The following is a 21,945-nucleotide window of genomic DNA, read 5'->3' as shown; positions in this document are numbered from 1 at the left end:
GGCGGATCGGTCCGCCCGGTCCCGAGTATCGTCCGAGGTTAACGGTCGCTAGCACCAGTGGGAGGACCCAGTGTCCGGTTCCGTCATCGTCGCCGGGGCGCGTACGCCGATCGGTCGACTGCTCGGCTCGCTCAAGGACTTCACCGGCGCCCAGCTCGGCGGCATCGCGATCAAGGCGGCGCTCGAGCGGGCTGGCCTCGCGCCAGAACAGGTGCAGTACACGATCATGGGTCAGGTGCTCACCGCCGGCGCCGGCCAGATCCCCGCCCGCCAGGCCGCGGTCGCCGCCGGGATCCCGATGAGCGTGCCAGCCCTGACGATCAACAAGGTGTGCCTCTCCGGCCTGGACGCGATCGCGCTCGCCGACCAGCTGATCCGTGCCGGCGAGTTCGAGATCGTCGTCGCCGGCGGCCAGGAGTCGATGAGCCAGGCTCCCCACCTGCTGCCCAAGTCCCGCTCCGGGTTCAAGTACGGCGACGTGACGATGGTCGACCACATGGCCTACGACGGGTTGTTCTGCGCGTTCGACCAGGTCGCGATGGGCGCCTCCACCGAGAAGTACAACTCTCGGTACGGCGTCACGCGCGAGGAGCAGGACGCGTTCGCCGCGCGTTCGCACCGGCTCGCGGCCGCGGCGATCCAGAACGGCGTGTTCGGCGAGGAGATCGCGCCGGTCACCGTGCCGCGGCGCAAGGGTGACCCGTTCGTGGTCGACACCGACGAGGGCGTGCGTCCGGACACCACGCCCGAGGAGCTCGCGAAGCTGCGCGCGGCGTTCGCGGTCGACGGCACCATCACGGCCGGCACCTCCTCCCAGATCTCCGACGGTGCGGCCGCGGTCGTGGTGATGAGCAAGGCCAAGGCCGAGGAGCTCGGCGTCGAGTGGCTCGCCGAGATCGGCGCGCACGGCGTGGTCGCCGGTCCGGACGCGAGCCTGCACGAGCAGCCCGCCAACGCGACCAAGGCCGCGCTGGCCAAGGCCGGGCTGTCCGCGTCGGAGCTGGATCTCGTGGAGATCAACGAGGCCTTCGCGGCGGTCGGTGTCGTGTCGACCAAGGAGCTGGGGATCAGCGAGGACATCGTCAACGTCAACGGCGGCGCGATCGCGCTCGGCCACCCCATCGGCGCCTCGGGTGCCCGGCTGGTGGTGCACCTGGTCAACGAGCTGCGCCGGCGCGGCGGCGGGCTCGGCGCGGCCGCGTTGTGCGGCGGCGGCGGGCAGGGGGACGCGCTGCTGCTGCGTGTCTAGTGGGATGTCCAGAGTGGACGTCGGCGCGCTCGTCGACGAGGCACGGGCGGGCCGGCCGCTGGCCGTCGCGCGGCTGATCTCGCTGGTCGAGGACGAGAGCCCGCACCTGCGGGCGGTGGCCGAGGCGCTCTCGCCCCACGTCGGTCGGGCCAGGGTGCTCGGCCTGACCGGGCCCCCCGGCGTGGGCAAGTCGACCTCCACCTCGATGCTGGTATCGGCGTTCCGCGCCCGGGACCTCCGCGTCGGCGTGCTGGCGGTCGACCCGTCCTCGCCCTTCTCCGGCGGGGCACTGCTGGGCGACCGGATCCGTCTGCACGACCACACGACCGACCCCGCCGTGTTCATCCGCTCGATGGCGACCCGGGGCCAACTGGGCGGGCTGGCCACGGCGACGCCGCAGGCGTTGCGGGTGCTCGACGCCGCGGGCTTCGACGTCGTGCTGGTCGAAACCGTCGGTGTTGGACAGTCTGAAGTGGACATAGTGTCGCTCGCCGACACGACTGTCGTTCTGCTGGCGCCGGGCATGGGTGACGGGATCCAGGCGGCCAAGGCGGGCATCCTCGAGGTCGCCGACGTGTTCGTGGTGAACAAGGCCGACCGCGACGGGGCCGACACCACCGTGCGCGACCTGCGGCACATGATCTCCCTGGGCCGCCGCGAGCTCGGCCCGTCCTGGCGGCAGCCGATCGTGCGCACCGTGGCGACCTCGGGCAGCGGTGCCGAGGACCTGGTCACGGCGCTGGCCGACCACCACGCCTGGCTGGTCTCCACCGGCGCGCTGGGCAGGCGGCGCGCCGCGCGGGCCCGCGCCGAGATCGAGGCGGTCGCCCTGCGCGAGCTGCGGGCCCGGTGGGGCGGGGTGCGCGCGAGCGAGCGGTTGGACCGCCTCGCCGAGCGGGTGGCAGCCGGTGCGCTGGACCCCTACGCGGCGGCCGACGAGCTGGTCGGCTGAGCCTCAGCCGGCCGGCGGGAGGCAGCGGATCGCGGTCAGGTCGCCGTCCACCGTGGCCGCACCGGCCGCATGCGGTAGGACGAACGTGTCGCCGGCCGCCACCGGGACCTCCCCCGCCTGCTCGGTCTGCAGCACGCCAGTGCCCGACAGGGCCACCAGCACCCCGAACGAGGGGGCGAGCTCCGCGCCGGCCTGGACCCGCTCCGCGCGGAAGAAGCCGCGGGCCGGGTCCCCGAACAGGTCGTGCACCGGGGTCGCGCCCTCCTCCTGGTGCCGGACCAGCGTGGCGAGCCGGTCCTCGCTCCAGCCCTGCCGGTCCACACAGCCGAGTGCGGTCTCGAAGCCGATCCCGAGGTGCCCGCCGGCCTCGTCGTCCAGGAAGTCCTTCCACTCCAGCGTCACCGACAGGTCGGTCGGCTGCTGGAGCTCGACGATGAACACCCCGGCGCCGATCGCGTGGGGCAGCCCAGCCGGGACGAACACCGTGTCGCCGGCGCGGACCGGAACCTCGTTCAGGGCGCCGAGCATCGCAGCGGAGTCCTGGCGCACGACCCAGTCGCGGACGGTGTCGGCCGGCACGTCGTCGGTGAAGCCGACGAACACCGTCGCGTCGGGCGCCGCGCCGACCACGATCCACGCCTCGGTCTTGCCGTAGCGGGAGTCGAAGTGCGCGGCGGCGAACTCGTCGGAGGGGTGACAGTGGACGGGCAGGCGCTGTCCGGCGTCGAGCAGCTTCACCAGCAGCGCCGGGTCGGCGCCGTGGCGAGCCAGGTGGGCCGGGCCCAGCCAGGTCTCCGGGTGGGCGGCGACGGCGTCACGCAGCAGCGTGCCGGACGGCAGCGCCGAGAGCCCGACGCTGGCCTGGCCGTGCAGCGTGGTGCAGGACGCGACCCAGTCCTCCGGGCCGAACTCGCGGGGTGAGGGGTCGCGGCGCAGCGCGGCGATGGCCGCCCCACCCCGGTAGAAGCGCTCCGGCTGGTTCGCCGGCAGCCGCACGGGCCGCCGTCCTTCGATGTCCGTCACGGGCCAACCTCTCCGGAACCACGGGCTACGAGCCGGACCGGGAGCACGATCCGGCGGGGCGGCGACGTATCACCGTCCAACCGTGCGAACAGTAGTTCGGCGGCGGCCTTGCCCAGCACAGCGGGGTCCAAGCCGACCACGCTCACCGGCGGGTCGAGCAGGTCCGCCAGCTCGAAGTCGTCGAAGCCGACCAGGGCCGGGCGGTGGGGTGCGCCGGCCAGCGCCCGCAGGACGAGCACCGTGATGCGGTTGTTGCCGGTGACCAGCGCGGTGGCCGGCGACGTACCGCCGAGCAGCCGGCGCAGGGTCGCTGGGACGTCGCCGAGCGTGTGCGGTCCCATCGCGACCAGCCGCTCGTCGAAGCGGATGCCCGCCCTCGCGCACCCCTCGCGGAACCCCCGCAGGCGCTCGCCAGCGGTGAAGATGGCGGCGGCGTCGCCGAGGAAGCCGATCCGGCGGTGGCCGTGCCCGGCGAGGTGGGTGACGGCCCCGGCGGCGCCGGCCACGTTGTCCACCAACACGGTGTCGACCACCACGTCGCCGGGCGGTCGGTCGACGAACACCACGGGGATCCCCGAGGCGATCTCCGGCACGAGGTACCCGTGCCGCCGCCCGGCCGGCACCACGATGAGCCCGTCCACGCGGCGCGCGCAGAACTCCAGCGACAGCTCCCGTTCCCGGCCGGTGTCCTCGTCGGACGAACCGGTCAGCACCTGGCGGCCGTGTCGCCGGGCGACCTCCTCGGCCGCCCGGGACAGGCCGGAGTAGAACGGGTTGGCCAGGTCCTCCACCACGATCCCGATCGTGCCCGTCGAGGAGCCGCGACGCAGGTTCAGCGCACCGATGTTGCGCCGGAAGCCCAGCCGCTCGATCGCCGACACCACGCGTTCGGCGGTCTCGGCGTGTACCCCGGGCTCGTCGTTGACCACGCGGGACACGGTCTTGATGCTCACGCCGGCGAGTCTGGCCACGTCGCTCATGGTGGCCCGGCGGACCTTGCGGCCCCGCTGGTTGGACACGGTCGTCATGGGCGACGGGGCGCTTGGGGGAGTCGCTGAGGTTCGATACGGCCATCTTCTCGTGGTGAAAATATTTCCGCAAGGCGCAGAATACCGTCAGCGATCCCCACTTGCCGGCCGGACTGTCCATATAGGACTAAGTAGTGGTGGACCCGGTACGCGCAGGCTGCGCGCACCGGGTCCGTCCTCGCGGGAGGTCAGTAGCCGCCGTCGGATTCCGGTTCGGCGGCGGCCTCAGGTGCCTGCTCCTGGACCGGCGCGAGGGACTTGCGGCCGTCCGGCGCGATCACGAACCACCGGCCGTCGACACCGTGGCCGCCCGTCTGGCCGGGCTCGGTGTCCTCGGCGAACCGGTAGACCGGCCAGCCGTTGACCGTGACCTGCTGCTTGCCGTCGGGGCGGGCGAGGGTGCCGACGATCGCCGGGTTCACCCCCTGCAGCTCCGGCTCGGGACCCTCGGCCAGGACCGGGGGCCAGCGGCGGGCGCAGTCGTCGAGACAGGTGGACCTCGGTGGCGCCGAGCTGTCTGCGGTGAACAGGTAGAGCGTGAGGCCATTCCCGTCGGTCAGGGCCGGGCCGAAGCCGGGCAGGACCCGGGCGGTGACCAGCGGCGCGGAGGGCGGGTCCGGGGTGGTTCCGGGTGGCGCACCGGCCCTGCCCCCGTCGGGGGTGATGGCGGACCAGACACCGCCGGCGCCCTGGCCCTCCGCCTCGCCGGGCGCGGAGTCCTGCGCGAACCGGTACACGGGCCAGCCGGCCACGGTCAGCTGCAGGGTGTCGTCTGACCGGGTCACCGTGCCGAGCAGGCTCCTGGCCATTCCGCTCACCACGACCTCGGACACGTCCTCGACGACCACCGGGGGCCACGCCCTCGTGCAGACACCCTCGCATGCGGACACAGGGGGGTCGGCGCTGTCCCGGTCGTAGCGGTAGAGGGTCATCCCGGCCTGGTCGGTGAGCACCCGGCCCAGGTCCTCGATCTCCGCGGCGTTCAGCGAGACCGGGGCGGTCACCCGACCCGAGCCTCCGCCGACGGCGGTGACCGGGTCGGTGGTTGGGCGGATTTCCTGTCGGGCCACCGGTTCGACCTCGTACGTCGCCTCTCCCGCGGTGCTCACCGGAGTGCAGGCGGCGAGCGTGAGCAGGACGGCGACGGCGGCGATGGCCGAGATCACGCGAGACGTGCCCGACACGGCTTCCCCTTCATGCTCCGAGGACGGTCCTCGCGCCCGCTCGCGAGAACTCGTCGTTGAAGAACACGGATCTCACCCCGGTTCGGTTCACCCGATCTCGGCGAACCCGTCGAGCGCGGCCAGCAGGGCGCCCGTCATGCCGGGGGTCGCCGTCTCGTGCGCCCCCTCGTCCACCATCACCAGCCGGCCGTCCGGCCAGGCGTGGTCGAGCAGCCAGGGCGAGCCGGCGAGGTTCCCGAAGTCCAGCCTGCCCTGCACGATCACCCCGGGGATGCCGGCGAGGCGGCCGGCGCCCGCGAGCAGCACGCCGTCCTCGCCGAGGAAGTGGCCGCGGCTCCAGTAGTGGGTCACGATCCGGGCGAACCCGAGCCGGAACCGCGGGTCGCGGTACCGCTCGCTCGGTCCGGTGGTGGGCACGATCGCGTCCTCCCAGGCGCACCAGGCGCTGGCGGCCGCGGCCCGGTCCTCGGCCGAGCCGCTGTTCAGCCGGCGTGCGTAGGCCGTGGGCAGGTCGACGCCTTCGCTCGGGTCACCGGCGGCCTCCCGGAAGGCGGCCCAGGCCTCGGGAAACAGCGGGCGCAGGCCGCGGACGAGCAGGTCGACCTCCTCCTGCCGGCCGGTCGCGACAGCGAACAGGACCAGCTCGGACACCCGCTCGGGGAACGCCTGCGCGTAGGCGAGGCCGAGCACCGACCCCCACGAACCGCCGAAGACCAGCCAGCGCTCGATGCCCAGCGTCGTGCGGAGCAGCTCCAGGTCGGCGAGCAGGTTCGGGGTGGTGTTCGCCGAGAGGTCGGTGTCCGGGTCGCCGGCGTGCGGTGTGCTGCGCCCGCAGTTGCGCTGGTCCATCAGGACCACCCGGTACCGCCGCGGGTCGAACCAGCGCCGGTGCCCCGGTCCGCAGCCCGAGCCGGGGCCGCCGTGCAGGACGAGGGCCGGTTTGCCGGCCGGGTTGCCGCACTGCTCCCAGTAGACGTACTCTCCGCCACCCACGTGCAGGCGGCCCTGATCGTAGGGGTTGAGGGGTGGATACACCCAGGTATGTTCTCGCACGTGATCAATGCAGGGAACGGCGCCGCGGTGGTCGTCGAGGACATCCGCAAGGCGTACGGCGACCTCAACGCGGTGGACGGTGTGTCGCTGTCGGTGAGCGAGGGGGAGTTCTTCGGCATTCTCGGGCCGAACGGGGCGGGCAAGACCACCACGCTGGAAATCATCGAAGGGCTGCGCGAGCCCGACTCGGGCACGGTGCGGTTGCTCGGTGAGTCGCCCTGGCCGCGCAACTCCGCGTTGCTGCCGCGGATCGGCGTACAGCTGCAGGCCTCGTCGTTCTTCGAGAAGCTCACCGCACGCGAGCAGCTGGAGACGTTCGCCTCGCTCTACGGCGTCGGGGCGGCGCGGGCGGCCGAGATGCTCGACCTCGTCGGCCTCGCCGACAAGGCCGACACGCGGGAGGACAAGCTCTCCGGCGGCCAGCGCCAGCGGTTGTCGATCGCGTGTGCGCTCGTGCACGACCCGGACGTGCTGTTCCTCGACGAGCCGACGGCCGCGCTCGACCCGCAGGCGAGGCGCAACCTCTGGGACGTGCTGCGGGCGATCCAGGAGCGCGGCAAGACGATCCTCTACACGACCCACTACCTGGACGAGGCTGAGATCCTCTGCGACCGGGTGGCCATCATGGACCGCGGCCGGATCCTCGCGATGGACCGGCCGGCGGCCCTGGTCCGCGGGCTCGACGCGCCAACCCAGGTGCGGCTCGAGCGAGGGTCGTTTCCGCGTCCGGACGCCGAGGCGCTGCCCGGCGCGGACCAGGTGAGCGAGGACGAGCAGTCGTTGACCATCTCCACCCGCCGTCCCGCGGACGTACTGTCCGCGCTGGCCGACCGCGGTGCGCTGGACGGCCTCCAGGTGCGGACCGCGACCCTCGAGGACGTCTTCCTCGACCTGACCGGACGGGAGTACCGGGCGTGACCGCGTTCAGGAGCCTCGCGCTCGCCATGCTCAAGGGGTTCTACCGGGACCGGGCGACCCTGTTCTTCACCTTCGTCTTCCCGCTGATGTTCCTGGTCGTGTTCGGCCTGCTGTTCCGGGACGCCGGCGCGGAGAAGATCACCGTCGGCGCGGTCGGCGAGGGGCCGGTGATCACCGCGCTGCGTGAGACCGGCGTCCTGGAGCTGGAACGCCACGACTCGATGGACGAGGCGGTCCGGCTGGTGCGCGACGGCGACCTCCCGGCCGCGATCGAGCAGCGCGGCGAGGCGCTGACGTTCCGCTTCGCGGCCAGCGACCAGACCCAGGCCGGCACCATCCGCGGCATCGTCGACGGCGTGGTCAACCAGCTGAACCTGGCCGACACGAACCAGGCCCCGCGGTACACGGTCGACACGTCCAACGTGGAGGACTCCTCGCTCAAGCCGATCCAGTACATCACCCCGGGCGTGATGTCCTGGGGGGTCGCGGTGACCTCCGTGTTCGGCGCCGCGTTGACCCTGGTCAACTGGCGCAAGAAGCAGGTCCTGCGGCGGATCCGGCTCGCCCCGGTCCGGGCCACGACCGTGCTCACCTCACGGGTCGTCGTGACGATCGGCGTGGCCATGGTCCAGGCCCTGATCTTCCTCGGGATCGGCGCCCTCCCGGTGTTCGGCCTGCAGCTGGTCGGCACCTGGGTGCTGGCGGTCCCGGTGTTCCTGCTCGGGGTGCTGGCCTTCTTCGCGATCGGCATGCTCGTCGGGGCGCTGTGCCGCACCGAGGAGGCCGCCTCCGGCGCGGCCAACATCGTGGTGTTGCCGATGGCCTTCCTGTCCGGCACGTTCTTCCCGATCGACCAGAGCCCGGCCTGGATGCAGGCGGTGTCGAACGTGTTCCCGCTGCGTCACATGAACGACGGGATCATGGACTTCCTGGTCCGCGGCCGGGACGCGAGCGCCCTGCTGGTCCCGTGCCTGGTGCTTACCGCGTTCGTCGTCGTGGTGGGGGCCATCTCGGCCAAGGTGTTCCAGTGGGAGGACAGCTGAGCCGCGGGGGGTCAGTCCTCGAAGTCCCCGACGGCCTTGCGCACCTTGGCCAGCAGCTCGGTGAGCTGGGCCGTCTGGCGGTCGGTCAGCCCGCGCAGCCCGAAGTCGATCTCCGTCACGGCAGCGGTGGCCTGCTCACGCCGCTGCCGGCCTGCCTCGGTGATCTCGGCCAGCGTCGTTCGCCGGTCGGTCGGGTGCGGGATCCGCTTGACCAGCCCGTCGGCCTCCAGCCGGTCGACGATGTTGGTCACGCTGGTCGGGTGCAGCTGCAGCCGCTCGCCCATGACCCGCATCGGCAGGCTGCCCCGCTTGGAGAAGGTCAGCAGGACCAGTGCCTCGTACCGGGCGAAGGTCAGCCCGTGCGGCCGCAGTGCGGCGTCCACAGCGGACTGCAGCACCTGCTGGACGCGCATGATGCTGGTCACCGCCGCCATCGCCCCGGACGGGCCCACTCGCTCCGACCACAGCTCCGCCGCGCGGGCGATCGGATCGAACGGCAGCACTCGCGGGCTCATGGCGGTTGAAGTTACCACCGGGTACCGGCCAGGGTGCCCAGACACAGTTCAGGTGAGCGGGAGAGGAGTAGGCGTGCTTGTCGCGTTCAGCGTCGCCCCGGCGGGTGGCGAGTCGGACAGTGTGAGCAAGGCGGTGGCCGAGGCGGTGCGGGTGGTCCGGGAGTCGGGTCTGCCGTGCGAGACCACGAGCATGTTCACCACGGTCGAGGGAGAGTGGGACGAGGTGATGGCCGTGGTCAAGCAGGCCGTCGACGTCGTCCAGCGGGGCGCCCCCCGGGTGAGCCTCGTCCTCAAGGCGGACATCCGTCCCGGGTACACGAACCAGCTGGTCGAGAAGGTCGAGCGGGTCGAGCGGCACCTGGCGGAGTAGGCGCGGCGGTCGGGCAGTGCCGGCTGCCCGGCCCCTGGCGCCGCGTAGCGGTTCACCCGGTCGAGGGGCGGGCTCCGGCCCCGAGGGGTGTTCGCTTCTGGCGAGTTGCCAGCATCGGCCCGACGGCCCACCCCGACCCCGTGCCAGGATAGAGCTGTGACAAGGCCAGACCCACGTCAGACAGCGGCCATGTCGGCCGCGCTCTCCGGTGCCGTCGATCTGTCGGGCCTCAAGGCCCGGGCGGAGGCGGCCCGCAACGCACCGCCCCCCTCGGAGCGGCAACCCCAGGACGGCGGCCCGCCGAGCCAGAACGGCGGCGGTTTCGTCGTCGAGGTGACCGAGGCGAGCTTCCAGACCGAGGTGGTCGAGCGCTCGCTGCAGGTTCCGGTGATCGTCGACCTGTGGGCCGAGTGGTGCGGCCCGTGCAAGCAGCTCTCCCCGGTGCTCGAGCGGCTGGCCCAGGCCGGCAACGGCGCCTGGATCCTGGCGAAGGTCGACGTCGACGCGAACCCCCGGATCGCCCAGCTGTTCGGCGTCCAGTCGATCCCGACCGTGGTCGCGATCGCCGGCGGCCAGCCGGTCGAGGCGTTCGCGGGCGCCCAGCCGGAGCCCCAGATCAGGCAGTGGATCGCCGGGCTGCTCGACGCGCTGCGCGACCGGCTGCCGGGCATCCGGGCCGCCGAGTCCGGCGCCCCGGTCGAGGGCGACGAGCCACTGCCCGAGCCGGAGGACCCGCGCTTCGTCGCCGCCGAGGACGCGTTCGAGCAGGGCGACTACGCCGCCGCGGAGGCCGCCTACCAGAAGATCCTCGACGCCGAGCCGGCCAACGAGCAGGCCAGGGCCGCCTTGGCGCAGGTCCGCTTCCTGGCCAGGGCCGAGGGGGCCGACCCGTCGGTGGTGGTCCGCGCCGACACCTCCCCGGAGGACATCGACGCCCAGCTCGCCGCGGCCGACGTCGAGCTCGCGAGCCAGCGGGTGGAGCAGGCGTTCGCCCGGCTGATCGCCGTCATCCGGCGCACGGCCGGCAGCGACCGCGACCGGGCCCGTACTCATCTGGTGGAGCTGTTCGGCCTGTTCCCGGCCGAGGACCCGCTCGTCGCCAAGGCCCGCCGCGACCTGGCCAGCGCTCTCTACTGACCCCCGTCGAAACACGAGGCCCCCGGTCCGAGGTGGACCGGGGGCCTCGTTGTGGGGGCAAGGGCTCAGGCGAAGTCCGTGGTGCAGGGGGCTGGGCCCTCCATGTAGCCGCGGCGGAAGGCCTCGACCCGGGCGAAGCCGGAGGCCACCTGCTTGCCGTTGACGTCCGCGGCGACCAGGGAGTCGTCCTGCAGGAGCTCGGCGACCGCCTCGTCGAGGTCGCCGATGGCCAGCCGCAGGTCGCGGTCCTCGGTCTCCTCGTCGGTGTAGCCGGCCCAGGCTCCGGTCAGGCAGGCCGTGCGCAGGCCCGCGTTCTCGTCGTCGAGCGGGAGGCCGACCGACTTCTGGATGGCCAGGGCGTAGCGCGAGGCGATCTCGGCGAACGCGGCGAAGTCGCCGAGGCCGCCCTCGCCCTCCTCACCCGGCGGCGCGGCGGGGTCGGGCTTCGCGGCGATCTCGCGCAGCGCGTCGGCGTCGTAGCCGACCAGGTTCTCCTCCGGGCAGTAGGTGACCGGAGCGGTCGCCTCGCCGTTCTCGCAGGTCGAACCGTTCTCGACGATCTCGGGCTGCTCCGCCTCGTTGTCCTCGAACGCCTGGTTGAGGCTGTCCCGCAGGTAGGCCTGGATCTCCTCGGCGGTCGGGTCGATGTCGCCCTCGTTCGCGTTGGACTGCATCTCGTTGTCGCTGCGCTCCCGCTCCGCGATGCGGCCCTCGATCTCCTCGGGGTCCATCTCCGCACAGCGGGTCGGCGGGTTGGTGAAGCCCTCCTGGAACGCGTACACCCGGTCGAACGCCAGCCCGTGCGCCCCCTGGGTGCGGTGGTCGAGCCCCGCCGGGTCGCGGATGAAGAACAGCGTGGCGAGGATGTCGTTGAGGCCCTTGCCGGTGTTGATCTGGAAGTGGGCGGAGCGGTCCTCGGCCACGTAGCGGAAGAAGTTGCCCATGTAGCAGTCGGCCTGCTGCTCGCGCACGATCGTCGGCGTGGACTGGCTGATGTTGCTCTTCTCCCCGAGCCGGAACTGCACGGCGTGGCCCATCTCGTGCGCCAGCACGCCGACCACCGACATCGGCCCGAACATCTCGTTGAGCATCGGCAGCAGCTTGCCCCGGTCCCAGGCGATCGCGTCCTCGCCGCCCCCGCCGCAGTAGAAGGCGTTGACCAGATCGGCCGTGCTCGCACCGCAGATCTGCACTCCGGCGCCGCCGGAGTCGTAGGACAGCAGCCGCTGGAGCGGCTCGAACTCCTGGTCGAAGTGCTTGGGCAGCTGCTCGCCCCAGTACTCGTAGAGGTCGGCGATGGCGTTGATCGCCAGCCGGTCCATCTCGCCGCCGTCGGCGCCCTCGACCTCCAGGCTGGCGTCCTCGACGCCGTCCCGCGGCCCGCTCGGCCCGTCGGTCACCTCGAGCCCGCCCGCGCTCGTCGTGTCCAGGTTGCCCACGGCCAGCGGGGTCCCGCTGACGGCCTTCCCGGCGCATGCGCCGAGCGACGCCGCTGCCGCCACCACCAGGGCGACCGTCAGGCCGGCCCGCAGCACAGCTCGCATCTACTCCACCCTCCATACCCCGCTTTGCTGTGCGCACAGTACTGGCCGCCACGGACGGGCGGGGCGGGAACGGTCAGGTCAGCTCGCAGGCGGCCGGACCCTCCAGGGTGCCCTTGCGGAACACCGAGACCCGCTCGTAGCCGGTGTCGATGGCCTCGCCGGCGGTGTCCCGGCCGGGGTAGTCGTAGCGCAGCAGCACCTGGATGGCCTCGTCCAGGTCGCCGGGGGACAGGGTGAAGCCCTCGGTACGGGCCAGCAGCGTCCCGGTGTAGGAGCCGGACAGGCACAGCAGCTGCCGTTGCGCCCGCTCGCCTTCCAGCGGCTTGCCGAGCGCGTCGAGCGTGGCCATGCCGTAGCGGCTGGCGAGGAGGATGCCGGTGGCGTAGTCGCCGATCTCGGTGTGCAGCTTGGGCAGCTCCTCCTCGGCGGTCACCTCGATCGCGTCGCCCTCGGCGCAGAACGCGATCGGCCCCTGTTCGGAGCCGGCGCACTCGGCGGCGGCCTCGCCGCTGGTCAGCGTGGGGTCGGTCCAGGTGCCGCCCTGTTCGCGGACCACGGTGGCGAAGTACGCGGTCAGGTCCTCGGTGATGCTGGTCACGAGCTGGTCGAACGGCAGGTTGCCGCCGCGTTCGGCGTCGGCGGCGCTGCGGAAGCCGCGTTGGGTGAACGTGCGGTTGTCGATGCTGATGTCGGCGCAGAGGGTGGCGCCGGAGCCGTAGCCGTCCTGGAACGCGGAGACGCGGTCGAAGGAGTCGCCGTGCGCGCCCTCGTCGGTCTGCTCGGTGCCGACCGGGTCGCGGAAGGTGATCAGCGACTCGAGTGCGGCGTCCAGCCGGTCGTCGGCGACCTGCAGGTGGGCCGCCTTCCCGTCGGCGACCCAGCGAACGAACGCGCCCGCGTAGCAGTCGGCCTGTGCTTCGATCAGGATCGTCGGGTAGCGCTCGGGGTTCGCGCGCTGCTCGTCGGGGGTCAGGCCGGCTCGGCGCTGGACGGCGTGGCCCATCTCGTGGGCGAGCACGAGCATGACCGCCGCCTCGCCGAAGCGCTCCTTGAGCACGGGCAGCAGGGCGGCCCGGTCCCAGGCGATCACGTCCTCGGACGGGCAGTAGAACGCGTTGCCCTCGACGTCGGAGGCCTGCTGCACGCAGGGCGGCGCCGGGGCGTCGTCGGAGGAGGTGTCCACCGAGTAGTAGCCGCCGGACAGGTCCTCCCACTCCTTGCCGTCGAAGGTGGCCGGGAAGGTCTCTGTCCAGTAGGACCGCACGTCGGTGAGCACGGCCGCGGCCAGCTGGTCGATGGGACCGCCGTCGGTGTTCTTCACGAACGACGGGTCGATCCCGCCCGGCTGGTCCGGGTTGGTCTCGCTGAGGACCGAGCCGGTGCTCACCGGTTCCCCGGCGATGGCGTTCGTGCACGCGGCGAGGCTCGCGACGAGCAGCAGCACCGGCGCGACCAGGCGAACGGCGGCGGGGAGTCGGGTACGCACGCCACCAGTGTGCCGAACCCGGCGGGGTGGGCGTGGGAGACCGGCACGATCCGGCCGGTCCGGCGACCCCGACAGCGGGGTCACCGGCGCAGCCCGACCGCGGCGAGCGGCACGACCGCCGCCTGCGCCACCGCCGCGGCGAGCAGCATGGGCCCGGTGGTGCCCGGGGCGGCAAGCTGCCCGGCGACCGTGGTGCCGATCCCGAAGCCGGCCCACATCACGCTGAACACCCAGGCGAACGCCTCGATCCGCTGGCCCGGCGGGCTGAGCTCGCCGATCAGGACCTGCTGCAGCGTCTCCACCGGCCCGTTGAGCAGCCCGAACCCGGCGAACACCGCGGCGATGGCGGCCAGGCCGATACCGTGCGGCCCGGCCAGCGAGCCGGCGGCCAGCAGCACCGCCGCCGTGGCGTGCAGTACCACCAGCTGGACGCGTTGGCTGCCCGGCCAGGTCCGTGCCCCGTAGCCGATCCCGCTCACCACCGCCCCCAGGGCGAGCGCGGCGGTGAACAGGCCCGCCGATCCCTGCCCGGCGGTCGCCGCAACCGCGGTGACCTCGAGGCTGCCGAACGCGACCGTGTCGAGGACGATCATGGCGAGCAGCAGCCGGACCCGGCCGACGGCCAGCGGTCCCAGCAGCCCTCGCTGCCGCTGCGGGGCGGCGGTGTGCCGGCGCATCACCGGTGCCAGCGCGACCAGCGTGTCGCCCGCGAGCTTGACGCAGCCGGTGATCGCGAGCGCGCCGTAGGCGGGCAGCACGAACAGCAGCCCGCCGGCGAGCACCGGACCGGACACGAACGTGGCGCTGTTCAGCGCGGCGTCGAAGGCGTAGGCCGTGGGCAGCCGGTCGGCCGGCACCAGGTGGGGCCACAGCCCGCGCACGACCGGCCCGGTCGGCGGCACGCTCGCCCCGAGCGCGACCACCGCGACCGCGACCACCCAGGCCGGGGCCGCGGTCGCGAGCCCGGCCAGCAGGCCGCCGTAGGCGAGGAGGTGGCCGGCCAGCAGCCAGAGCACGAGCCGCCGGGCGCCCCACCGGTCGGCAAGCCGGCCGCGCACCGGCCCCAGCACCGCGTTGGTCGCCGCGAAGGCCAGCATCAGCAGCCCCGCCTGCGCGTATCCGTAGGTGCCCGTCGTCGCGACGAGCACCGAGAGGGTGAACATCGACGTCGACAGGCGGCTCAGCAGAACCGCGCCGGTCAGCCGGAGCACACCCGCAACGCCGAGCAGCTCCCGGTAGGCCCGCAAGCCTCAGGCGTCCGGTGCCAGCCAGACCACACCCTGCGGCGGGAGCTGCAGCAGGGCGGAGGCCGGCTGCCCGTGCCACGGGTCCTCGGTCGCGTCGACCCCGCCGAGGTTGCCCCACCCGGACCCGCCGTAGTCCTGCGCGTCGGTGTTGAGGATCTCCCGCCAGCGGCCGGTGTGGGGCAGCCCGACCCGGTAGTCGCGCTGCGGGTGGCCGGCGAAGTTGGCCACGCAGGCCACCACCGAGCCCGGTGCGGTCGGGTCGAGGCGCAGGAAGCTCGCCACGTTGTTGGCCGAGTCGTTGGCGTCGATCCAGGAGAAGCCGTCGGGGCGGACGTCGGTGGCGTAGAGCGCCGGGTACTGCCGGTAGGCGCGGTTGAGGTCGCCGATCAGCCGCTGGATCCCGGCGTGCAGGGGGTCCTCGAGCAGGTGCCAGTCCAGCGAGCGGCTCTCCGACCACTCCTGGGCCTGGCCGAGCTCACCGCCCATGAACAGCAGCTGCTTGCCGGGATGGGCCCACATCAACGCGAGCAGCGAGCGGAGGCCGGCGGCCTTGTTCCACTCGTCGCCGGGCATGCGGGTCCACAGCGAGCCCTTCCCGTGCACGACCTCGTCGTGGGAGAGCGGCAGGACGTAGTTCTCGCTCCAGGCGTACATCAGCGAGAACGTGATCTCGTTGTGGTGGTAGGAACGGTAGACCGGGTCGTGGCCGAAGTAGCTGAGCGTGTCGTGCATCCAGCCCATGTTCCACTTGAACCCGAAGCCCAGGCCGCCGAGGTGGGTGGGCCGGGTGACCCCGGGCCAGGCCGTCGACTCCTCGGCGACCATGATCGCGCCGGGGTGGTGCTTGTAGACGGTCGCGTTCAGCTCCTGCAGGAACCGCACGGCGTCGAGGTTCTCACGTCCACCGTGGATGTTGGGCAGCCACTCGCCCTCCTTGCGCGAGTAGTCGAGGTAGAGCATCGAGGCGACCGCGTCGACCCGCAGCCCGTCGATGTGGAACTCCTCGATCCAGTAGAGCGCGTTGGCCACCAGGAAGTTGCGCACCTCGGTACGGCCGAAGTCGAACACGAGCGTGCCCCAGTCGGGTTGCTCGCCGCGGCGGGGGTCGCCGTGCTCGTAGAGCGTGGTGCCGTCGAAGCGGGCCAGCGCCCAGGCGTCCTTGGGGAAGTGCGCCGGCACCCAGTCCATGATCACGCCGATGCCGCGCTTGTGCAGGGTGTCGACCAGGTACCGGAAGTCGTCCGGGGAGCCGAACCGCGCGGTCGGGGCGTAGTACGAGGTGACCTGGTAGCCCCAGGACCCGCCGAACGGGTGCTCGGCTACCGGCAGCAGCTCGACGTGGGTGAACCCGTGCTCGGAGACGTAGTCGGCCAGTTCGGTGGCCAGCTCCCGGTAGCTCAGGCCCTGCTTCCAGGAGCCCAGGTGCACTTCGTAGACGCTCATCGGCGCGTTGTGCCAGGCCGTCGCGTCCCGCCGGCCGATCCACTCCTGGTCGGCCCACTCGTAGCGCGACACCGCCACCTTGGACGCCGTGGCCGGCGGGACCTCGGTCGCGTACGCCATCGGGTCGGCCTTCTCGTGCCAGGTGCCGTCGGGGCCGAGGATGCGGAACTTGTAGCAGGTGCCGGCGGGCAGCCCGGGGATGAACAGCTCCCACACGCCGGAGGAACCGAGCGAGCGCATGGCGTTGGCCCGGCCGTCCCAGCCGTCGAAGTCACCGGTCACGCGCACGCCGCGGGCGTTGGGTGCCCAGACCGCGAACGAGGTGCCCTCGACCGGACCGGTCGGGGTGTCGTAGGAGCGCACGTGCGCGCCGAGCACCCGCCAGAGCCGCTCATGGCGGCCCTCGCCCAGCAGGTGCAGGTCCAGCTCGCCCAGCGTGGGCAGCCAGCGGTAGGGGTCGTCGACGAGAACCGGATCTCCGCCGTAGTCCACTTCGAACAGATATCCGCCGGGGGCTTCCGGCAGTACGGTGGTGAACACACCGTCCGCGGTCTCGTTGAGGGGGTACCGCTGCTCACCCGCCAGCAGGGTGACGGCCTTGGCGCCCGGGCGGTAGGCCCTGGCGATGGTCGTACCGGCGTGGTCGGAGTGCACGCCCAGCACCGAGTGTGGGGCGTGGTGCGCACCGGTCACGAGCCGGCGCAGGTCGTCGGGCGGCAGCACGCTCGGGTCGGCTCCAGGCCTTACGTCGTTCATCGCGCTTCATTCTGCCGTCGCCCGACCAGGGCTGCTCAACATGCCCCGAAGATCACTCGGCTCAGCCCTGCGCGATGTAGGACTCGAGTTGTTCCTGCTGGGACTCCAGCTGCCGGATGCGGCTCTTGACCACGTCACCGATGCTGACGATGCCGACCAGCTGCCCGTCCTCGACGACCGGCATGTGCCGGATGCGGCGATCGGTCATGATCGCGGCGAGGGTGTCGACGGCCTCGCCGGGCTCGCAGCTGACGACCCGGGTCGTCATGATCTCGGACACCGGTGCCCGCAGGACCTCCGCGCCGCGCTCGTGGAGCTGGCGTACGACATCCCGCTCGGACACGATGCCGGTCACGTTCCCCGCGTCGTCGACGACGACCATCGCGCCGATGTTGTGTCTGGCCAGATCCTCCAGCAGACCCGCCACCGAGCGGTCCGGCATTGCCGTGGCTACCGCCGATCCCTTGTGACGCAACAAATCCGCTATCCGCACAGGACACCCCGATTCGCCGCGGGCGTCCGCGGCGTGGACGCCTCCGTTCCCAGGCTAGCCGCGGGCCCCGCAGGCCCGCCAGAGCGAGCGGCGGGGCGAGCACGTTCGCAGTACCCGGTTCACCCGTTCTACCGGTTCTCCGGTCGCCAGCGCCGGATCGCGGCCAGCGGGATGGGCAACCAGTCCGGGCGGTTGTGGTACTCGTAGCGAACCTCGTAGACGGCCTTGTCCAGCTCGAGCGCGCGCAGGATGGTCTCCTGCGTCCTCGGATCCTCGGCTACCTTGGCGTATCCGTCGCAGAACGCGTTGCGGTTGCGGTCCGACCACTCCTCCGCCCTGGCGGTCTGCTGCCGGTCGGCCTCATCCCCGGCCAGCAGGTGGAAGGCGGCGTAGTCGAACGAGCGGAGCATGCCGGCGACGTCGCGCAGCGGTGACCGCGTGGCCCGGCGCTGGTCCGGCGTCGCGGCCGGCTCGCCCTCGAAGTCGATCAGGACCCAGCCGTCGTTGGTGCGCAGGACCTGACCCAGGTGCAGGTCGGCGTGGATCTGCTGGACGGTCAGGGGGGCGCCGAGCGTGCGGAGGGCGTCGAAGGCGGAGCGGAGCAGTGACTCGTCCTCGGCCAGTTGGGGCACCTCCGCGAGCGCCGTGTCCAACCGGCCGTGCATGGCGTCCACCTCGGCGGAGATCTGCTCCGGAGTGGCCGAGGCCGTGCCGGACGCCGCCGCGAGTGCCGTGTGGACCTGCGCGACGGCGGTGCCCAGGCGGTGGGCCTCACCGGCGAAGTCGCCGCCCACCTCGTCGGCGTGCAGGTCGCCTTCGGCCAGCAGGTCGCGCACGCTCGCTGTCGCGGTCGCCCACCCCTCCACGGCGTTGGAGAGGAACTCCTGGAGGAACCCGAGGACGATGTCACCGTCGGTGATGACGCCGAGTGGCGCCGCGATGTGCTTCGCACCGGCCGCGCGCAGGGCGCGGTGCAGGTCGACGTCGCGGTTGGGTCCGGGCTCGGGTTGGCGGTAGAGCTTGAGGATGTACTTGTCCCCGAAGACGATGGAGGTGTTGCTCTGCTCCACGCCGATCGGGCGGGCGCGTAAGCCACGCTCGAGGTTGACCCCGTTCTCGGGGGTGAACCGCAGACCCTCGACGGTCGCGTCGTCCGCGATCAGCGTCAGCAGTCTGGACATCAGCTCCGGGTCCTGCGTGGCGTCGTACACCGCCTGGTCGCCCCGGCGGGTGATCACCGCGTGCTCCAGGTTGTCCGGCACGTGGTCGCGCACGCCCAGCGGCAGCTGGTACAGCTCGCCGTCCACCTCGACCAGGGTGTGCACCAGTTCCCCGTCCAGCGCCGCCGCGCGCCGGGTCCGCAGGGAGCTGGCGCCGCGGGCCTTCGCGCGGAACCAGCGCTGGTCCAGCATCCAGTTCAGCAGCCCGTCGCCCAGGTCCTCCGGCCGGATCACGTGCTTCACCCCTCGTCGAGGTCGGTGGTCAGCTGGAACCAGTAGAAGCCGTGGCCCGGCAGCGTCAGCAGGTAGGGCAGCTCCCCGATCGGCGGGAACCGTACGCCGCCGGTCAGCTCGACCGGGACCCGGCCTTCGTGCTCGGAGAGGTTCAGCTCCACCGGCTGGGGGAACCGGGACAGGTTGTTCACGCAGATCACCAGGTCCTCGTGGACCCCGTGCTCGGGGTCGGCCGGGACGTGGCGCAGGTAGGCGAGCACGCTCGGGTTCGACGAGCCGAGCTCGACGAAGTCGCCGAGGCCGAACGCCGGGTGCTCCCGGCGGACCTGGAGCATCCGCCGGGTCCAGTGCAGCAGCGAGGAGCTGTTGTTCAGCTGCGCCTCGACGTTCACCGCCTGGTACCCGTAGACCGGGTCGGCGATCACTGGCAGGTAGATCCGGCCGGGGTCGCAGCGGGAGAACCCGGCGTTGCGGTCCGGCGACCACTGCATGGGCGTCCGCACCGCGTCGCGGTCGCCCAGCCAGATGTTGTCTCCCATGCCGATCTCGTCACCGTAGTACAGAACGGGCGATCCGGGCAGCGACAGCAGCATCGCCGTGAACAGCTCCATCTGGTTGGCGTCGTTGTCCAGCAGAGGCGCCAGCCGCCGTCGGATGCCGATGTTCGCCTTCATCCGGGGATCCTTGGCGTACTCGGCGTACATGTAGTCGCGCTCGTCGTCGGTGACCATCTCGAGGGTCAGCTCGTCGTGGTTGCGCAGGAAGATGCCCCACTGGGCGGCCGAGGGGATCGGCGGGGTCTGCGCCAGGATCTCCGAGATCGGGAACCGCGACTCCCGCCGCACGGCCATGAAGATGCGCGGCATGAGCGGGAAGTGGAAGGCCATGTGGCACTCGTCGCCGCCGGTGTCCGGGTCCCCGAAGTAGGCGACCACGTCCGCGGGCCACTGGTTGGCCTCGGCGAGCAGCACCCGACCGGGGAACTCGTCGTCGACGACCTTGCGGCAGCGCTTGAGGAACTCGTGCGTGCGCGGCAGGTTCTCGCAGTTGGTGCCCTCCTCCTCGAACAGGTAGGGCACGGCGTCGAGCCGGAAGCCGTCGATACCGAGGTCGAGCCAGAACCGCAGGACGTCGATCATCGCATCGGCGACCTCGGGGTTCTCGTAGTTGAGGTCGGGCTGGTGGGAGAAGAAGCGGTGCCAGTAGAACTGGCCGCGCACCGGGTCGTAGGTCCAGTTGGAGGACTCGGTGTCGACGAAGATGATCCGGGCGTCGGCATAGCGCTCGTCGGTGTCCGACCAGACGTAGTAGTCGCCGTACGGGCCGTCCGGGTGATTGCGGGACTCCTGGAACCACGGATGGGCGTCGCTCGTGTGGTTGAGCACGAGGTCGGTGATCACGCGGATGCCGCGTTTGTGCGCCTGGTCGAGCAGGTGCACGAAGTCCTCGACGGTCCCGAACTCGGGCAGGACGGCCCGGAAGTCGGAGATGTCGTACCCGCCGTCACGCAGCGGTGAGGCGTAGAAGGGCGGCAGCCAGAGGCAGTCGATGCCCAGCCACTGCAGGTAGTCGAGTTTGTCGGCGAGCCCGCGCAGGTCGCCGGTGCCGTCGTTGGTGAAGTCGTTGAACGCGCGGACCAGCACCTCGTAGAAGACGGCGGTCTTGTACCACTGGGGGGCCTTGGGCGCCGAGCGGGCGTGCCCGAACTCCTCCGACTGCGGCTCGACCAGGTGGCCGTCCGAGGTCATGGTCTCCCCGGTATGCGGCACGCCGTCGAGGCCAAGGTTGGCGTCCGGCCGTGTCGTCTCGGGAGATTCCGTCATTCCCGCACCCTCACCTCGAGATCGGTCACCCGGCCTCGTCGCCGCGTGGTCATGATCATGGTGCCAGGTGGGTCCCGGCACTCCCTCAATGGTTACCGCTGCGGGGCATTCCTGCACAAGGGACGGTCCGCGCGTACGGAAACTGTCTCATGTGGAGTGCGTCGGGTAGGGGTGGTGGCGAACTTCAGGCGTCGTCAGGACCGGTACGCGAGCCAGCTGTTCTGCATGCGGGCCTTCTGGCCGGCGGTGAACTGGTTGTAACAGGCATCGAAGGAGTAGTCCATGTAGTTGTGCACGGGGTCGGCGCCGGCGGCCGGGCAGGTGTTCTTGCCCCGGGGACAGCCCTCGGTCGAGGTGCGCTGGGCCGGGGTGTCGGCGACCTGGTCGTTGGTCCGCGAGCACCCGCCCTGGAACGTGTGGTAGAGCCCCAGCCAGTGTCCCGTCTCATGGGATGCGGTCTTCCCCAGGTTGTAGTCGGTGATCCGCCCGCCCGGCAGCGAGCCGTACTGGATCACGACCCCGTCCAGCTTCGGGTCGTCGGCGTACCACCAGGGGAAGGTGGCGTACCCGAGGTACTCGGTGTCGGTCGACCAGATGTTGAGCGTCCCGGCGCTGCCCACCCGGGTCGCGGTCTTCATGGCGGTCTCCCCGGCCGCGCTGTCCGACCCGGAGAACCACGCGTTGTTCCGGTGCCGGCGCACGGCCTGGAGGGTGAACGAGAACTCGGTGTCCGCCGCCGCGCCTGGCGCCTCCCGACCGGAGAAGTCCTGGTTCAGCTCGGCGAGCTGAGCGTTGACCGCCGCGTTCGACACGTTCCCCGTTCCGTCCGAGGCGTGCACGACGTGGAAGACCACCGGCACCGACACCCGCCCCGGCAGCGCGGGCCCCAACCGGGTCCCGACCCGCTCGACCTCCCGCTGGGCAACGTGGTTGCGGTCGTGCCCGTGCCCAGGCCGCACCCGCGCCGAGCCCGACTCGGGCACACACCCGGCCTCACCCGCCGCCGCCACGGCCGGCGGCACCGGAACGCAGACGGCCATCGCGAGCACGGCCACCACGACGCGGGAAAACCTGGACATGCCCGGACCGTACGTCCCCACCCCGGCCGAGGCCCTCCAATGACACCCCGCCGGAGGACGCCGGCCGCCCGGCCGGGCGAACCCGGCCGGGAGAGTTACGCGGTGTTAAGGAGCGGGAGCGACGGAGCGGACACCGTCTGGACGTAGG

General features: G+C 71.9%; 19 protein-coding genes. 6 read left to right on the top strand and 13 right to left on the bottom strand.

The window, feature by feature from the left end:
- The first annotated feature begins 70 nt into the window (after positions 1-70).
- Together BU204_RS05120 and meaB are read left to right on the top strand one after the other, a co-directional pair.
- Entirely contained in the window at positions 71-1,249 is a 1,179-nt protein-coding gene (locus BU204_RS05120; protein ID WP_075124373.1) for an acetyl-CoA C-acetyltransferase, read from the top strand.
- Between the two features lie 4 nt (positions 1,250-1,253).
- Positions 1,254-2,201: a methylmalonyl Co-A mutase-associated GTPase MeaB gene (meaB, locus tag BU204_RS05115; RefSeq protein ID WP_075124372.1), complete on the top strand. Its 948-nt coding sequence runs from the start codon at positions 1,254-1,256 to the stop codon at positions 2,199-2,201.
- A 3-nt stretch (positions 2,202-2,204) separates the two neighbouring features.
- Here meaB and BU204_RS05110 read toward each other — a convergent pair whose 3' ends face one another.
- The 4 genes from BU204_RS05110 to pip all read right to left on the bottom strand — a co-directional run bounded on the left by BU204_RS05110 (position 2,205) and on the right by pip (position 6,471).
- Positions 2,205-3,224, bottom strand: a complete 1,020-nt coding sequence (locus BU204_RS05110; RefSeq protein ID WP_233159314.1) for a class I mannose-6-phosphate isomerase — start codon at positions 3,222-3,224, stop codon at positions 2,205-2,207.
- Positions 3,221-4,204, bottom strand: coding sequence for a LacI family DNA-binding transcriptional regulator (locus BU204_RS05105; RefSeq protein ID WP_075124440.1), 984 nt, complete (start codon positions 4,202-4,204; stop codon positions 3,221-3,223). Before BU204_RS05105 ends, BU204_RS05110 begins: the two co-directional genes overlap by 4 nt.
- A 236-nt stretch (positions 4,205-4,440) precedes the next feature.
- On the bottom strand, positions 4,441-5,436 hold the full coding sequence (locus tag BU204_RS05100) for a hypothetical protein (protein WP_075124371.1): 996 nt from the start codon (positions 5,434-5,436) through the stop codon (positions 4,441-4,443).
- An 87-nt stretch (positions 5,437-5,523) separates the two neighbouring features.
- On the bottom strand, positions 5,524-6,471 hold the full coding sequence (pip, locus tag BU204_RS05095) for a prolyl aminopeptidase (RefSeq protein WP_075124370.1): 948 nt from the start codon (positions 6,469-6,471) through the stop codon (positions 5,524-5,526).
- An 18-nt stretch (positions 6,472-6,489) separates the two neighbouring features.
- Between pip and BU204_RS05090 the strand changes: the two genes are divergently transcribed.
- Positions 6,490-7,407, top strand: coding sequence for an ABC transporter ATP-binding protein (locus tag BU204_RS05090; protein WP_408607985.1), 918 nt, complete (start codon positions 6,490-6,492; stop codon positions 7,405-7,407).
- A complete protein-coding gene (locus BU204_RS05085) occupies positions 7,404-8,450 on the top strand; it encodes an ABC transporter permease (RefSeq protein WP_075124368.1) in 1,047 nt (348 codons plus the stop codon). Before BU204_RS05090 ends, BU204_RS05085 begins: the two co-directional genes overlap by 4 nt.
- Positions 8,451-8,461: 11 nt before the next feature.
- Here the strand turns inward: BU204_RS05085 and BU204_RS05080 are convergent, their stop codons facing one another.
- Positions 8,462-8,965 carry a MarR family winged helix-turn-helix transcriptional regulator gene (locus BU204_RS05080; protein WP_075124367.1) on the bottom strand — a complete coding sequence of 168 codons (504 nt, stop codon included), beginning with the start codon at positions 8,963-8,965 and terminating at the stop codon, positions 8,462-8,464.
- Positions 8,966-9,038: 73 nt separating this feature from the next.
- Here BU204_RS05080 and BU204_RS05075 point away from each other — a divergent pair, with 73 nt between their 5' ends.
- Both BU204_RS05075 and BU204_RS05070 read left to right on the top strand, forming a co-directional pair.
- Positions 9,039-9,335, top strand: a complete 297-nt coding sequence (locus BU204_RS05075; RefSeq protein WP_075124366.1) for an MTH1187 family thiamine-binding protein — start codon at positions 9,039-9,041, stop codon at positions 9,333-9,335.
- 189 nt (positions 9,336-9,524) lie between these two features.
- Positions 9,525-10,472, top strand: a complete 948-nt coding sequence (locus BU204_RS05070; protein ID WP_075124365.1) for a tetratricopeptide repeat protein — start codon at positions 9,525-9,527, stop codon at positions 10,470-10,472.
- Positions 10,473-10,537: 65 nt separating this feature from the next.
- Here BU204_RS05070 and BU204_RS05065 read toward each other — a convergent pair whose 3' ends face one another.
- The 8 genes from BU204_RS05065 to BU204_RS05030 all read right to left on the bottom strand — a co-directional run bounded on the left by BU204_RS05065 (position 10,538) and on the right by BU204_RS05030 (position 21,797).
- A complete protein-coding gene (locus BU204_RS05065; protein ID WP_075124364.1) occupies positions 10,538-12,016 on the bottom strand; it encodes a neutral zinc metallopeptidase in 1,479 nt (492 codons plus the stop codon).
- Between the two features lie 73 nt (positions 12,017-12,089).
- Positions 12,090-13,502 (bottom strand): neutral zinc metallopeptidase, encoded by a 1,413-nt coding sequence (locus BU204_RS05060; protein ID WP_075124363.1) that lies wholly within the window; start codon positions 13,500-13,502, stop codon positions 12,090-12,092.
- Between the two features lie 80 nt (positions 13,503-13,582).
- Positions 13,583-14,749, bottom strand: a complete 1,167-nt coding sequence (locus BU204_RS05055) for an MFS transporter (protein WP_075124362.1) — start codon at positions 14,747-14,749, stop codon at positions 13,583-13,585.
- A gap of 3 nt (positions 14,750-14,752) precedes the next feature.
- Complete coding sequence (gene glgB, locus BU204_RS05050) at positions 14,753-16,948, bottom strand: 1,4-alpha-glucan branching protein GlgB (RefSeq protein ID WP_075124361.1); 2,196 nt, start codon at positions 16,946-16,948, stop codon at positions 14,753-14,755.
- 61 nt (positions 16,949-17,009) lie between these two features.
- Positions 17,010-17,441, bottom strand: coding sequence for a CBS domain-containing protein (locus BU204_RS05045; protein ID WP_075124360.1), 432 nt, complete (start codon positions 17,439-17,441; stop codon positions 17,010-17,012).
- A gap of 128 nt (positions 17,442-17,569) precedes the next feature.
- Complete coding sequence (locus tag BU204_RS05040; RefSeq protein ID WP_233159312.1) at positions 17,570-18,895, bottom strand: maltokinase N-terminal cap-like domain-containing protein; 1,326 nt, start codon at positions 18,893-18,895, stop codon at positions 17,570-17,572.
- Positions 18,896-18,900: 5 nt separating this feature from the next.
- Positions 18,901-20,718 carry a maltose alpha-D-glucosyltransferase gene (gene treS, locus BU204_RS05035; protein WP_075124359.1) on the bottom strand — a complete coding sequence of 606 codons (1,818 nt, stop codon included), beginning with the start codon at positions 20,716-20,718 and terminating at the stop codon, positions 18,901-18,903.
- 194 nt (positions 20,719-20,912) lie between these two features.
- The gene (locus tag BU204_RS05030; RefSeq protein ID WP_233159310.1) at positions 20,913-21,797 is read right to left on the bottom strand and encodes a zinc metalloprotease; all 885 of its coding nucleotides are present in this window, start codon (positions 21,795-21,797) and stop codon (positions 20,913-20,915) included.
- Positions 21,798-21,945 lie beyond the last annotated feature (148 nt).

The organism is Actinophytocola xanthii, from assembly GCF_001921205.1.
GTDB classification, from domain to species: Bacteria; Actinomycetota; Actinomycetes; order Mycobacteriales; family Pseudonocardiaceae; genus Actinophytocola; species Actinophytocola xanthii.
The sequence above is the reverse complement of the archived record's forward strand: the minus strand, read 5'-3'. Positions and strand labels throughout refer to the sequence as shown.